Raw genomic sequence first — 15,101 nt, forward strand, 5'->3', positions numbered from 1 at the left:
CTATGAATACCGCCGTGAATGTCAACGTAGTGCATGAATCCGAAGCCCAGCGCCAACACGCCCGAGTGAAAATCCCGGCCAAGTTGCGCTTCTTCGGTCCCGACCGAACGCCCATGGAAGTCAAGGTCCTGGACCTGTCTGCCGGTGGCCTGAGCTTCAACGCCGGTCAAATGCCCCTCAAGGTCGGCGAGGCCTACAAGGGTCGCCTGCAGTTCGTGATCGACAACCTTGGCCTGGCCATGGACGTGGAATTGCAGATTCGTTCCCATGACCGCCAGACCGGCCGCACCGGCTGCCAGTTCCAGAACCTCGAACCTCGGGATATCTCGACGCTGCGCCACATCATCACCTCGCACCTGGCCGGCGACATCGTCGGCGTCGGCGATGTGCTGGCGACCCTGCAACGCGACAACTTCACCAAGGCGCGCAAGCAAAAGGACGACAACGGTGGCATGACCGCCTTCGGCCGCCTGCGGGCCGTGACCTTCAGCCTCGGCGTTTTCGTCGTCGGCCTGACGGCGTTCGGCTTCGTCTTCAAGTCGGTGTACGGCATGTACTTCGTCAGCCACGCCCAGGCGGGCCTGGTGAACGTACCGGGCATGGCCATCACCATGCCGCGCGACGGCACCGTACAAAGCCTGGTCAAGGCTGACGGCGTAGCCGCCAAGGGCGCCCCGCTGGCCACGTTCAGCACCAGCATGCTCGACGTGCTCAAGGGCCACCTGGACGACAACCAACTGCAACCGGCCAAGGTCGAGGAACTGTTCGGCAAGCAGATGACCGGCACCCTGACCTCCCCGTGCGACTGCATCGTGGCCCAGCAGCTGGTGTCCAACGGTCAGTACGCCAGCAAGGGCGACACGATCTTCCAACTGGTCCCACGGGGCACAGAAGCCAACATCGAGGCGCGCTTCTCCTATCGCCAGTTCGGCGACGTGCGTCCAGGCACTGCGGTCAACTTCCAGGTGGCCGGCGAAGACGTCACCCGCACCGGCAAGATCGTCAGCAGCACCAGCCTGAAAAGCGAAGACCTGTCCTCCGACATCCGTGTGCTGATCAAGCCTGACGAACCCCTGGACAGCTCGCTGGCCGGCCGTCCGGTAGAAGTTCACAGCGACCGTGGCCCGAACCTGAACTGGCTGATCGACAAAGCCATGGCCGTCGGTATTTAAGTCGAGGATATGCCCGTGACCATTACAAAAATCCTGAATACCCCACAGACTCTGTGGGAGCGGGCTTGCTCGCGAAAGGATCAATGCGGTCAGGATGATTTGCCGCAAGCGCGTTCCCACCTGGGAACACTCTGTGCCCTGGCATTGGCCGTCAGCCTGGCCGGTTGCGCCGGGCTGCCCGACCAACGCCTGGCCAACGAAGCCCTCAAGCGCGGCGACACGGCGCTGGCGCAGCAGAACTATCAGCGACTGGCAGACTTGGGCTACAGCGAAGCCCAGGTCGGCCTGGCCGACATCCAGGTAGACAGCCATGATCCCGAGCAGATGAAAAAAGCCGAGGCGACTTACCGCGCCGCGGCCGACATCTCGCCACGGGCCCAGGCTCGCCTGGGTCGCCTGCTGGTGGCCAAGCCAGGCTCCACCGAAGCGGAAAAACACGAAGCCGAAGGCCTGTTGAAGAAAGCCTTCGCCAACGGTGAAGGCAATACCCTCATCCCGCTGGCGATGCTGTACCTGCAATACCCCCACAGCTTCCCGAACGTCAACGCCCAGCAGCAGATCAGCCAATGGCGCAGCGCCGGCTACCCGGAAGCGGGTCTGGCGCAGATCCTGCTCTATCGCACCCAGGGCACCTACGACCAGCACCTGGACGAAGTGGAGAAAGTCTGCAAGGCAGCGCTGGCCACCACGGACATCTGCTACGTCGAACTGGCCACGGTCTATCAGAAACGCGGCCAACCGGAACAGCAGGCTGAGCTGCTCAAGCAGATGCAGGCCGGTGGTGCCCGCGGCGTCGTGTCCGCACAACGGATCGACAGCGTCGCTCGCGTCCTGGCCGATTCCAGCCTGGGCAAGACCGACGAAAAAACCGCGCAGTCGCTGCTCGAAGGCATTGCCCCCAGCTACCCCGCTGCCTGGGTCAGCCTGGCGCAACTGCTCTACGACTTCCCCGAACTGGGTGACGTCGACAAGATGATGCAATACCTGGAAAACGGTCGCGCCGCCGATCAGCCTCGTGCCGAGCTGCTGCTGGGCAAGCTGTACTACGAAGGCAAGTGGGTGCCGGCCGACGCCAAGGTCGCCGAAGCGCACTTCCAGAAAGCCGTTGGCCGCGAAGTGGCTGCCGACTATTACCTCGGCCAGATCTACCGCCGCGGTTACCTGGGCCAGGTGTACTCGCAAAAAGCCCTCGACCATCTGCTCAAGGCCGCCCGCAACGGCCAGAACAGTGCCGACTTCGCCATTGCCCAGCTGTTCTCCCAGGGCAAGGGCACCAAGCCCAACCCGGTGAACGCTTATGTGTTCAGCCAGTTGGCCAAGGTCCAGAACACCCCGCAAGCGAACGAGCTTGCCCAGACCCTCGAAGCGCAACTACCGCCGCAGCAGCTAGCCCAGGCCCAGCGCCTGCTACAACAAGAGCAGGCCATTCGGGGCGCCATGAGCCCCGATACGCTGGAACTGCAAGCCCTAAAAGAAGATGACGGCGAGGAACAACTATGAAGCCTTTGAAACTCAACCCTTTTGTAAAGGCCGGTATTGGCCTGTCGTTTGCCCTGCTGTGGTCCTGCCCGACCCTGGCGGCGCTGACCGAAAGCAAGAATTTCGGCCTGGAAGTGAAGATCACCGGCCAGTCCGAAGATGACCGCGACCTCGGCACCCAGAGCGGTGGCGACGTCAACGGCGTCGGCCTCGACCTGCGTCCCTGGGTCTACGGCGAAAGCGGCGCCTGGAGCGCCTACGCCATGGCCCAGGCCGTGACTTCCAGCGACGTCATCGAGACCGACACCCTGCAACAGTCCGATGGCGGTACCCAGCAGACCGACAGCGGCGACCGCGAAGCCAAGAAAAGCTACCTGGCCATGCGTGAGTTCTGGATCGGCTATCGCGGCCTGACCGAGTACCCGGGCGAGCAACTGAAGTTCGGTCGCCAGCGCCTGCGCAACGACGACGGCCAATGGCGCGACACCAACATCGAGGCCCTGAACTGGACCTTCGACACCACCTTGCTGCGGGCCAACCTCGGTGTTGCCGAACGGTTCAGCGAATACCGCACCGACCTCAAGGAACTGTCCCCCAAGGACAAGGATCGCCTGCACGTCTACGGTGACGTGGGTTACCAGTGGATGCCGGGCCAGTGGGCGAGCATTCGCGCCCATCACACCCATGACAACGGCAGCCTCGACTACCCGACCCCGGGCGAACCCACCGACACGCTGGACAAGACCCAGAACGGTGACATTTCCTGGCTGGGCCTGGAAGCCAACAGCGACGCCTACAACTGGCGCAACACCAACACCGTCAACTACTGGGCCAGCCTCACCGGCATGAGCGGCGATCGCGACACCGTCAACCCGCTCAACGCCGACGGCACGCGTCCGGCGCAAGCCAAGCGCAGCGAAGACTTGAACGGCTGGGCCACCGACCTGGGTGTCCGCCTGCGTCTGGACCCGCAATGGCAAGTCGGTGCGGCCTATGCCCGCGCCAGCGACGAGTACCAACAGAACGGCCTGCAGAGCAACCGTTCGAACTTCACCGGCACCCGCTCGCGGGTACACCGTTTCGGCGAAGCGTTCCGTGGCGAAATGGCCAACACCCAGAGCGCGAGCCTGTTCGGTTCCTGGCAGCTGCGTGACGAATACGACGCCAGCCTGGTGTACCACAAGTTCTGGCGCGTGGACGGCAACAAGCCCGTCGGCAGCAACGGCATCAACGCGGTGGAAAACAACACCGACGACGTGACCGGCGCGATCCTGTCCACCTCGACCCTGCCGCTGCGCGATGGCGACAAGGACCTGGGCCAGGAAGTCGACCTGGTGGTCACCAAGTACTTCAAGCAAGGCCTGTTGCCAGCGGCACTGAGCCAATCCATTGATGAGCCGTCGGCGCTGGTGCGCTTTCGTGGCGGCGTGTTCAAGCCAGGCGACGCCTACGGCAAAGAGGTCGATTCGTACATGCATCGCGCCTTTGTCGACGTGATCTGGCGCTTCTGATGCAAATGGCCATGGGAGTGCCCGAAATGAACCGCTACCTCAGGAACAGCCAGGCGATGAAAGGTTCGATCAGCCTGTTGGTCGCGGCCATGCTGCTGGCCGGCTCGCCGGCGTTCGCCAACGTTGAACCGGCGGTCAAGCCGGGCAACGTGGCCAAGGGCTTGCAACGCGCCAAGACCTACACCGTCAACAGTGCGCCGACCGCGCCACTGGAGCTGGCCAAGCCAACCCTGCCCGACCTCAAAGGCTTCACCGCCGAAGCGGTCGCGGCAAAAATTGACCGCTCCAAGCCCGGCAAAGTCAGCGTGCGCCGGATGATGCAGGAAGACGCCTTGAAGGACTTCATCGGCGGCGACAACAAGATGGCCGAGTGGGTGGTGCGCCAGCACGGTATCCCGCAGGCCATCTTCGTCGACGATGGCTACATGAACTTCAAGGACCTGGCCAAGAAAGAGCCGAAGTACATCATCGAAACCTCGCCAGGTGTCTACCTGGCGAAGATTCCGGTCGTGGTCGGCCAGAAAGGCATCCTGGAGATCGACAAACAGACCCAGGAACTGCGCCTGTCCCAGGAAGGCGGCTCGTTCCTGGTCAACGACGGCAAGATGTTCATCCGTGACACCAAGGTCACCGGCTGGCGCGAGAAGGACAATGGCCCGGCCACGTTCCGCTCGCCCAAGGAGTTCCGTCCGTTCCTGCTGTCCTGGGGCGGCACCGAGACCTACGTCGTCAACACCAAGATGGCCAGCTTCGGCTACTCCAACAGTAAGTCGTACGGGGTGAGTATTTCCCAGTACACGCCGAACATGGCCAAGGTCCTCAAGCGTCCGGAACCGACCGGCTGGATCATCGGTTCCGAGTTCTCGGACATGTGGTACGGCTTCTACTGCTACGAGACCCGCGACTTCGTGGTCAAAGGCAATACCTACAAAGACAACATCGTCTACGGCATCGACCCCCACGACCGTTCGCATCGGCTGATCATCACCGACAACACCGTCTACGGGACCAAGAAAAAGCACGGGATCATTATTTCCCGTGAGGTCAACGACAGCTTCATTTTCAACAACCGCAGCTACGACAACAAACTCTCGGGCCTGGTGATCGACCGTAACAGCGTGAACAACATCATCGCCTACAACGAGATCTACAAGAACCACACCGACGGCATCACCCTCTATGAGAGTGCGGACAACCTGCTGTGGGACAACAAGGTGATCAGCAACCAGCGCCACGGCATCCGGATTCGTAACAGCGTGAACATCCGCCTCTACGAAAACGTGTCCATGGCCAACGGCCTGACCGGTATCTACGGTCACATCAAGGACCTGTCCGACACCGACCGGGACATCAAGCTCGACCCGTTCGATGCCGAGGTTTCGCTGATCGTGGTCGGTGGCGAACTGGCCGCCAACGGCAGTGGCCCGCTGTCCATCGACTCGCCGTTGAGCGTCGAGCTGTACCGCGTGTCCATGCTCGCGCCGACCAAAACCAGCGGCATCAGCTTCACGGGAATCCTGGGCGAGCGCCAGGACGAAATTCTCGACCTGCTGGTGCGCCAGCAGAAAGCCGTGCTGATCGACCCTGTTGAACGCCAGACCGAAATGCGGGACTGAGGATGACCTTTATGAACCCACAAATGATCAAACTCCTGGGCCTGTCCGCCCTGACTGCCGGCATCCTGGCCGCTGCAAGCGGTGCGCGCGCCGATGAAGTCAAGGCACCGAGCTTCACCGCCGAACCGTGCTGCAACCTGTGCCCTGCCGCCCACGATGCGAAGAACTACACCACGCGCTATCAGCAGAACTTCACCACGCTGGTGCAAGCCCAGGGTGACTGGCTGTTCCGGACCCAGGAAGACCTGCGTACCGAGTTCAGCACCACTCCGGCCGGCTACAAGCGCATGCAACAGCTGCACGATGCGTTCAAGGCAAAAGGCGTCGAGCTGGTGATCGTCTACCAGCCAACCCGTGGCCTGGTGAACCGCAACAAGCTCAACCCGCAGGAAAAGGCCAGCTTCGACTACGAGAAGGCCCTGACCAACTACAAGGGCATGCTCGGCCGTTTCGCGCAGATGGGCTACGTGGTGCCGGACCTGTCGCCACTGACCAACGAAAACCAGCCCGAAACCCTGCCGGCCCACGACTTCTACTTCCGTGGCGACCAGCACTGGACGCCCTACGGCGCCCAGCGCACGGCCAAGGTCGTTGCCGAGAAGGTCAAGCAGATCCCGGCCTTCGCCGACATTCCCAAGCGTGAATTCGAGACCAAGAAATCCGGCCGCATGGGCAAGACCGGTACCTTGCACAACATGGCCGGGCAACTGTGCGGCACCAGCTACGCGATCCAGTACATGGACCAGTTCACCACCGAGCCTAAGGGCGAGGCCGGTGACGGCGACCTGTTCGGCGATTCGGGCAACCCGCAGATCACCCTCGTGGGCACCAGCCACAGTGGCAAGAACTACAACTTCGCCGGCTTCCTGGAAGAAGCCATCGGCGCCGACATCCTCAACGTGGCCTTCCCCGGCGGCGGCTTCGAGGGTGCCATGATCCAGTACCTGGGCAGCGAAGAATTCCAGAAGAATCCGCCGAAGATCCTGATCTGGGAATTCTCGCCGCTGTATCGCCTGGACCAGGAAACCATCTACCGCCAGATGATGGCGCTGCTGGACAACAACGGTTGCGAAGGCAAGCCGGCACTGATGAGCAGCAAGACTGCCCTCAAGCCGGGCAAGAACGAATTGATGGTCAACAGCAAGAACATGGACCTGCGTAACGGCAGTCACCAAGTCGACATACGTTTCGCCGATACCTCGGTGAAAACGTTGCAAGCCACCCTCTGGTACATGAATGGGCGCCACGAGGACATCAAGATCGAAAAACCGAACACCTCCGACACCGACGGGCGTTTCGCCTTCCAGTTGCGCACCGATGAGGACTGGGCTTCGCAGAACCTGCTGGCCGTTGAAGTCCAGGGTCCCGAAGCCGGTGCAGCGCCACAGCAAGTAGAAGCGAAAGTCTGCAAACGCAATGCCTCTGTGCAAGCCGAACAAACGGCTCAAATCGGACAATGAGGTCTCGTCTCATGACCAGAACCACGCGTACCCGAACGTTGAAAAACCTGTTGGCTCCGTCCCTGCTGGCCCTGGCGATGTTTGCCGGTGCCACGCAGGCGGCGGCCCCGCTGCGCCCGCCACAAGGCTACTTCGCCCCAATCGAGAAAACCAAGGTTGGCGCCCCGGCTCAGGGTTGCGACGCAACCCCGACGCCGTACACCGGCGCCTTGCAGTTTCGCAGCAAGTACGAAGGCTCCGACAAGGCCCGCGCCACGCTGAACGTGCAATCGGAAAAGGCCTTCCGTGACAGCACCGCCGACATCACCAAGATCGAGCGCGGCGTCAGCAAGCAAGTGATGCAGTTCATGCGCGACGGTCGCCCCGAGCAACTGGACTGCACGCTGAACTGGCTGACCGCCTGGGCCCAGGCCGATGCGTTGATGTCCAAAGACTTCAACCACACCGGCAAGTCCATGCGCAAATGGGCCTTGGGCAGCATGGCTTCGGCCTATGTGCGTCTGAAGTTCTCCGAGTCCCGCCCACTGGCCACGCACCAGGAGCAGGCACAACTGATCGAAAACTGGTTCAGCCGGATGGCCGACCAGGTGGTCAGCGACTGGGACAACCTGCCGCTGGACATGACAAACAACCACTCGTACTGGGCGGCATGGTCGGTGATGGCCGCTTCCGTGGCGACCAACCGCCGTGACCTGTTCGACTGGTCCGTCAAGGAATACAAGGTCGGCGTCAACCAGATCGACGCCGACGGTTTCCTGCCCAACGAACTCAAGCGCAAGCAACGGGCCCTGTCCTATCACAACTATGCCCTGCCGCCGCTGGCGATGATCGCCAGTTTCGCCCAGGTCAACGGCGTGGACCTGCGCCAGGAAAACAACGGCGCGCTCAAGCGCCTGGGTGACCGGGTACTGGCCGGGGTGAAAGACCCGGAGATCTTCGAGAAGAAGAACGGCGAAGAGCAGGACATGAAAGACCTGAAGGTCGATTCGAAATTCGCCTGGCTCGAACCGTTCTGCAGCCTCTACACCTGCTCCGAGGATGTGCTGGAACGCAAGCACGAGATGCAACCGTTCAAGACCTTCCGCCTCGGCGGGGACTTGACCCGGGTGTATGACCCGGCCAATGAAAAAGGCAAAGGATCCTAGCTACATACGAATACCCCTGTGGCACGTATGAACTGTATTACACCCCCGGTTTTCATGGGGGGGTTTGGGGGGGCCTTGGCCCTTGACTGTTGATTCAACAAGGAGAGATCGGGATGGTATTTTCATCCAACGTGTTCCTGTTCCTGTTCTTGCCGATCTTCCTCGGCTTGTACTACTTGAGCGGGCAACGCTATCGCAACCTGCTGCTGCTGGTCGCCAGCTATGTGTTCTATGCCTGGTGGCGGGTGGACTTCCTGGCACTGTTCGCCGGCGTGACGCTGTGGAACTACTGGATCGGCCTGAAGGTCGGCGCCGCTGGCGTGCGCACCAAACCGGCCCAGCGCTGGCTGTTGCTCGGCGTGGCGGTGGACCTGTGCATCCTGGGTTACTTCAAGTACGCCAACTTCGGCGTGGACAGCCTCAACGCGATCATGACCAGCTTGGGTCTCGAACCGTTCATCCTGACCCACGTGCTGTTGCCGATCGGGATCTCGTTCTACATCTTCGAGTCCATCAGCTACATCATCGACGTCTATCGCGGTGACACCCCGGCGACCCGCAACCTGATTGACTTCGCAGCGTTCGTGGCGATCTTCCCGCACCTGATCGCAGGTCCCGTGCTGCGTTTCCGTGACCTGGCCGACCAGTTCAACAACCGCACCCACACCCTGGACAAGTTCTCCGAAGGCTGCACGCGCTTCATGCAGGGCTTCATCAAGAAAGTGTTCATCGCCGACACCCTGGCGGTGGTCGCCGACCATTGCTTCGCCTTGCAGAACCCGACCACGGGCGACGCCTGGCTCGGCGCCCTGGCCTATACCGCGCAGCTGTACTTCGACTTCTCTGGCTACAGCGACATGGCCATCGGCCTGGGCCTGATGATGGGTTTCCGCTTCATGGAAAACTTCAAGCAGCCCTACATCAGCCAGTCGATCACCGAGTTCTGGCGGCGCTGGCACATCAGCCTGTCCACCTGGCTGCGCGATTACCTGTACATCACCCTGGGCGGTAACCGCCAAGGCACGCTGATGACCTATCGCAACCTGTTCCTGACCATGCTGCTCGGTGGCCTGTGGCACGGTGCGAACATCACCTACGTGATCTGGGGCGCCTGGCACGGCATCTGGCTGGCCATCGAAAAAGCCGTGGGCATCAACACCACGCCGCGCAGCATCAACCCGATCCGCTGGGCGCTGACCTTCCTGCTGGTGGTGATGGGCTGGGTGATCTTCCGTGCCGAGAACCTGCACGTGGCCGGTCGCATGTACGGCGCCATGTTCAGCTTCGGTGACTGGTCGCTCTCGGAACTGACCCGCGCCAACCTCACCGGGCTGCAGATCGCCACGCTGGTGGTGGCCTACATCACCCTCGCCTTCTTCGGCCTGCGGGACTTCTACACCAACCGTCCGCCGCTCAAGACCAAGCCTGAAGTGAACACCCAGGCCGATGGCCCGGCGACCGCACAGCCAGGCATGATCAAGGCCGTACCGGGCGACAACCCGTCGACCATCCACGAACCGGGCTACACCGTGGGTGTCGAAGCCCAGGTGCAACCGGCCTACTGGACAGTGGACTGGTCCCGCTACGTGATGCGCGCCCTGGTGCTGCTGTTGTTCATCGCCTCGATTCTCAAACTCTCGGCGCAAAGCTTCTCGCCGTTCCTTTACTTCCAGTTCTGAGGGATCTGACCATGACCCGCTCATTACGCATCTTTTACATCGCACTGTTCATGCTGATCCTGACAGCACTGGGCCTGTGGTCGATGCGCAGCTTCTTCGGCTTCAGTACCAACCCCGATGCGACCGTGCTCAACGGTCGCTGGGCCAAGGCCGTGGAAACGCACTACGACGACGAGTTCCCGATCAAGCGCCTGGGCACCAACCTTTGGGCCGCGCTGGACTACAAGCTGTTCAACGAGGGCCGCAAAGGCGTGGTCCTGGGCCGCGACCAGTGGCTATACAGCGACGAAGAGTTCAACCCGATCGTCAACGAAGAACTGAACCTGCAAGGCAACTATGCCCTGGTCGAAGGTGTTCGCCAGAAGCTCAAGGAACAAGGCATTACCCTGGTGATGGCAATTGTGCCGGCCAAGGCGCGCCTGTACCCCGAGCATCTGGGTGAAGTGAAGCCGGCCAGCATTCACGCCAACCTCTACCAGGATTTCCACGCCCGTGTGGCGGCGGACAAGATCATTGCCCCTGACCTGCTCGGCCCGCTGCAACAGGCCAAGCAAAACGGCCAGCAAGTGTTCCTGCGCACCGACACCCACTGGACACCGGAAGGCGCCCAGGTGGCCGCCGAGAACCTGGCCAAGGCCATCGCCGAACGCACGCCGCTCAACGGCGAGCCGCAGCGCTTCGTCACCGAGCCCGGGGAAAAAATCACCCACAAGGGCGACCTGCGTCAGTTCCTGCCCCTGGACCCCCTGTTCGAAAACCTGATGCCGGCCCAGGAGCCGCTGGTCAAGCGCAACACCCGCGAAGCCGACGATCAGCCGGCTGGCGACGATGCACTGTTCGCCGATGCCCAGGTGCCCGTGGCCCTGATCGGCACCAGCTACAGCGCCAACCCTAACTGGAACTTCGTCGGTGCGCTCAAGCAAGCCCTGCACAGCGACGTCGTGAACTACGCCGAAGACGGCCACGGCCCGATTCTGCCGATGCTCAGCTACCTCAAGAGCGATGCCTTCAAGAACAGCCCGCCACAGGTGCTGATCTGGGAGTTTCCTGAACGTTATCTGCCTGTGAACAACGAAATCGGCGACGCCGACCCGCAGTGGGTCGCAGAGCTCAAACAAGCCGGCGCCCGCCAACAGAATGTCGCCGCCAACACTCAATCCGAGACGCCCGACCGGGCGCAAAACTGAAAGAGAGGTCCACCATGACTTTCAACACTACTCCTCGCCGTCTCGCTGCTCGTTCCTTCAAGGCCGTGGCCCTGGTCGCCAGCATGAGCGCCCTCTCGCTGTCCGCCTTTGCCGGTGACTCGGCCTTGTACGGCCCTGTTGCACCAAAAGGCTCCAGCTTCGTGCGGGTCTACAACGCCAGCAACGCCGAAGTCAGCTCCACCGTCGGCAGCACCAATATCAACGACGTGGCACCATTGGCCAGCAGCGACTTCAGCTTCATGCCCGGCGGCGACTACAGCGCCAAAGTCGGCAGCCAGACCGTGCCGGTAAAACTCGCCGCCGATCACTATTACACCCTGGTCAACAACGCCAGCGGCCAGCCGCAGTTGATCGAAGAGCCGCCGTTCAAGAACAAGCAGAAGTCCCTGGTCCGCGTGCAGAATCTCACCGACAAGGCCCTGACCCTCAAGACCGCCGACGGCAAGACCGAAGTGGTCCCGAACGTGGCGGCCAAGGGCCGTGGCGAGCGTGAAATCAACCCGGTGAAAGTAAGCCTGGCGCTGTTCGAAGGCGACAAGAAAGTCGGCGACCTCAAGCCTGTGGCCCTGGAGCGCGGCGAAGCCGCCGTGCTGTACGTCACCGGCTCGGGAAGCAGCTTGTCGCCGGTCTGGGTAAAGCGTCCAGTGTCGACCCGCTGACAGATTCACCCGACTGACGCTGTACCCCTGTGGGAGCGGGCTTGCTCCCACCCTGAATAGGGGTGTCATTCGGGTACGGAACAAAAACAAGAGAGTGAAACGACAAAACGCAGTAGCTCTGAAACCATTTCGCTTCAAAGGAGTAACAAACATGATTCCGGTGATCTTGTCAGGTGGTAGCGGCTCACGTCTTTGGCCGCTTTCGCGCAAGCAATTCCCTAAACAGTTTCTGGCCCTGACCGGTGAACAGACCCTGTTCCAGCAAACCCTCGAACGCCTGGTGTTCGAAGGCATGGACACACCGATCGTGGTCTGCAACAAAGACCACCGTTTCATCGTCAACGAGCAGTTGAGCAACCGCAAGCTGGAAGCCCAACGCATCCTGATGGAACCGTTCGGACGCAACACCGCTCCCGCCGTGGCGCTGACCGCGATGATGCTGGTCAACGAAGGCCGCGACGAGTTGATGCTGGTGCTGCCGGCCGACCACGTCATCGAAGACCAGAAAGCCCTGCAACGCGCCCTGGCCCTGGCCACCGTGGCTGCCGAGCGTGGCGAAATGGTGCTGTTCGGCATTCCGCCGACCAAACCGGAAACCGGCTATGGCTACATCAAGTCGACCAACGATGTGCTGCTGCCTGAAGGCGTGAGCCGGGTTTCGCACTTCGTCGAAAAACCCGACGTCAAGCGCGCCACCGAGTTCGTCGAGGCCGGCGGTTACTTCTGGAACAGCGGCATGTTCCTGTTCCGCGCCAGCCGCTTCCTCGAAGAGCTGAAAAAGCACGATCCGGACATCTACGACAACTGCCTGCTGACCCTGGAGCGCAGTGAGCAGACCAACGACACCGTGACCCTCGACGAAGCCACCTTCGCCTGCTGCCCGGACAACTCCATCGACTACGCCGTGATGGAAAAGACCCAGCGCGCCTGCGTGGTTCCGCTGGCTGCCGGCTGGAGCGACGTCGGTTGCTGGGCGTCGCTGTGGGAAGTCAACGCAAAAGACTCCAACGGCAACGTCACCAAGGGCGACGTAGTGATCCAGGACAGCCGCAACTGCATGGTCCATGGCAACGGCAAGCTGGTGTCGGTGATCGGCCTGGAAAACATCGTGGTGGTCGAAACCAAGGACGCCATGATGATCGCCCACAAGGACAAGGTCCAAGGCGTGAAACAGATGGTCAACACCCTCAATGCCCAGGGCCGCACCGAAACCCAGAACCACTGCGAAGTGTACCGCCCATGGGGCTCGTACGACTCGGTGGACATGGGCGGTCGCTTCCAGGTCAAGCACATCTCGGTCAAGCCGGGCGCGTGCCTGTCGCTGCAGATGCACCATCACCGCGCCGAACACTGGATCGTGGTCAGTGGCACCGCCGAAGTGACCTGTGACGAGAACGTGTTCCTGCTCACCGAAAACCAGTCGACCTACATCCCGATCGCGTCGGTTCACCGCCTGCGCAACCCGGGCAAGATCCCGCTGGAGATCATCGAAGTGCAGTCCGGCAGCTACCTGGGCGAAGATGACATCGAGCGTTTCGAAGACATCTACGGTCGCTCCACCCCGATCGAGCGCGGCGTCTCGGTGAAGACCATCGCACAATAAAGATCAGCAACGATCAGCAAAACGAGAAGCCCCCGTCCAGCCCACTGCGTCCCCTATCCGCAGCGGGTTGGGTGGGGGCTTTTTTTTGTCTGGCGATGGGCCAATATCATCGTGTCGATCCCTTCGGTAGGATGGCCCTACAGTCAAGGAGGTTTTCACCATGCTTATCGGCGTCTTGCTGGTCGTCACCTGGCTCATCCTGCTGCTGCGCTACCCGGCCAAGGCGTTGCCGGTGTCGCTGGCGGCATTCATCGGGTTGGGACTGGTGGCGGCGTGGGTGGTCTGGCAGGAAAACCGCGAGACCCGGCAACTGGCGCGCCTGGAGCTGCGCATCACTTACGCCCCCGAACACTGCCCTGCCGACCGGCCCTTGCTGCTAAACATGAACAACGGCAACGATGCGCCGCTGACGGAACTGCGCTGGCGGATCGCGGCCTATGCGCCCGGCGACACCACCAACCTGGCCGACACGCCCTACAGCGCACCGCGCTACCACGGCCCAGGTGAATTGCAGGCCGGCAAGGATTGGCAAGACTGCCTGCCCCTGCCGCCATTGCGCCCCGGCTATCGCCCCCAGACCTTGGAGTTTCGCGCCGAGCGATTGCAAGGTAGTTTCTCCAACTGACCGCCCCCCCTTTCACTTTTTGCACAAGGACCTGCACCATGCCCGTCGCGTTGATCACCGGATGTTCCAGCGGCATCGGCCGCGCCCTCGCCGATGCATTCAAGGCCGCCGGCTACCAGGTCTGGGCCAGCGCACGCAAGCCCGAGGACGTGGCACAGCTCACGGCAGCCGGGTTCACCGCCGTGCAACTGGACGTCAATGACGGACCGGCCCTGGAGCAACTGGCCGAACGCATCAACCAGCAGCACGGCGGCCTGGATGTGCTGGTCAACAATGCCGGCTACGGCGCCATGGGACCGCTGCTGGACGGTGGCGTAGCGGCCTTGCAACGCCAATTCGAGACCAACGTGTTCGCCATCGTCGGCGTCACCCGCGCGTTGTTTCCGGTGCTGCGCCGGGCCAGGGGGCTGGTGGTGAATATCGGCAGCGTTTCCGGCGTACTGGTCACGCCGTTTGCTGGCGCCTATTGCGCCTCGAAGGCGGCGGTGCACGCCTTGAGCGATGCACTGCGCATGGAACTGGCACCGTTCGGCATCCGCGTGATGGAAGTCCAGCCCGGTGCCATTGCCTCCAGCTTCGCCAAGAATGCCGGCCACGAGGCCGAACAACTGATCAGCGAACAATCGCCCTGGTGGCCCCTGCGCAACGGCATCCGCGCCCGCGCCAAGGCCTCCCAGGACAACCCGACCCCCGCCCACGAATTCGCCGCCGGCCTGCTCAAGGCCGTGAAACAGCCCAAGCCACCGCGCCTGCTGCGCCTGGGCAACGGCAGCCGGGCGTTGCCGTTGATGGCGGGGTGGCTGCCCAAGGGGGTGTTGGAGAAGGGGTTGATGAAGCGGTTTGGGTTGGGTGGGGAGTTGTAGTCGTCGCGAATGGCTTTTTTTCCTGTTGTGGCGAGGGAGCTTGCTCCCGCTCGACTGCGCAGCAGTCGCAAACTGACTCGG

General features: G+C 62.0%; 12 protein-coding genes. All 12 read left to right on the forward strand.

The features are described from left to right. Window positions 1-2 precede the first annotated feature (2 nt). Complete coding sequence (locus ACODSJ_RS15830; RefSeq protein WP_489102620.1) at window positions 3-1,172, forward strand: PilZ domain-containing protein; 1,170 nt, start codon at window positions 3-5, stop codon at window positions 1,170-1,172. Between the two features lie 15 nt (window positions 1,173-1,187). Next, the gene (gene algK, locus ACODSJ_RS15835) at window positions 1,188-2,672 is read left to right on the forward strand and encodes an alginate biosynthesis TPR repeat lipoprotein AlgK (protein WP_489102621.1); all 1,485 of its coding nucleotides are present in this window, start codon (window positions 1,188-1,190) and stop codon (window positions 2,670-2,672) included. Window positions 2,673-2,677: 5 nt separating this feature from the next. Beyond that, window positions 2,678-4,162 (forward strand): alginate export family protein, encoded by a 1,485-nt coding sequence (locus tag ACODSJ_RS15840; RefSeq protein ID WP_489102657.1) that lies wholly within the window; start codon window positions 2,678-2,680, stop codon window positions 4,160-4,162. 26 nt (window positions 4,163-4,188) lie between these two features. Next, entirely contained in the window at window positions 4,189-5,778 is a 1,590-nt protein-coding gene (algG, locus tag ACODSJ_RS15845) for a mannuronan 5-epimerase AlgG (protein WP_489102622.1), read from the forward strand. A gap of 11 nt (window positions 5,779-5,789) precedes the next feature. Beyond that, on the forward strand, window positions 5,790-7,238 hold the full coding sequence (locus ACODSJ_RS15850; RefSeq protein ID WP_489102623.1) for an alginate O-acetyltransferase: 1,449 nt from the start codon (window positions 5,790-5,792) through the stop codon (window positions 7,236-7,238). An 11-nt stretch (window positions 7,239-7,249) separates the two neighbouring features. After that, window positions 7,250-8,383 (forward strand): mannuronate-specific alginate lyase, encoded by a 1,134-nt coding sequence (locus tag ACODSJ_RS15855; RefSeq protein ID WP_489102624.1) that lies wholly within the window; start codon window positions 7,250-7,252, stop codon window positions 8,381-8,383. Between the two features lie 113 nt (window positions 8,384-8,496). Continuing rightward, window positions 8,497-10,062 (forward strand): MBOAT family O-acyltransferase, encoded by a 1,566-nt coding sequence (locus ACODSJ_RS15860; RefSeq protein ID WP_489102625.1) that lies wholly within the window; start codon window positions 8,497-8,499, stop codon window positions 10,060-10,062. An 11-nt stretch (window positions 10,063-10,073) separates the two neighbouring features. Further along, window positions 10,074-11,249, forward strand: a complete 1,176-nt coding sequence (locus ACODSJ_RS15865; protein WP_489102626.1) for an alginate O-acetyltransferase — start codon at window positions 10,074-10,076, stop codon at window positions 11,247-11,249. A 14-nt stretch (window positions 11,250-11,263) separates the two neighbouring features. After that, window positions 11,264-11,929, forward strand: a complete 666-nt coding sequence (locus tag ACODSJ_RS15870) for an alginate O-acetyltransferase AlgF (protein ID WP_489102627.1) — start codon at window positions 11,264-11,266, stop codon at window positions 11,927-11,929. A 151-nt stretch (window positions 11,930-12,080) separates the two neighbouring features. Further along, window positions 12,081-13,532, forward strand: coding sequence for a mannose-1-phosphate guanylyltransferase/mannose-6-phosphate isomerase (locus ACODSJ_RS15875; RefSeq protein WP_489102628.1), 1,452 nt, complete (start codon window positions 12,081-12,083; stop codon window positions 13,530-13,532). 160 nt (window positions 13,533-13,692) lie between these two features. Continuing rightward, on the forward strand, window positions 13,693-14,157 hold the full coding sequence (locus tag ACODSJ_RS15880; RefSeq protein WP_489102629.1) for a multidrug transporter: 465 nt from the start codon (window positions 13,693-13,695) through the stop codon (window positions 14,155-14,157). Between the two features lie 38 nt (window positions 14,158-14,195). After that, entirely contained in the window at window positions 14,196-15,020 is an 825-nt protein-coding gene (locus tag ACODSJ_RS15885) for an SDR family oxidoreductase (RefSeq protein ID WP_489102630.1), read from the forward strand. Window positions 15,021-15,101: the final 81 nt, after the last annotated feature.

The sequence above is a fragment of the Pseudomonas sp. FG6 genome (assembly GCF_057809015.1).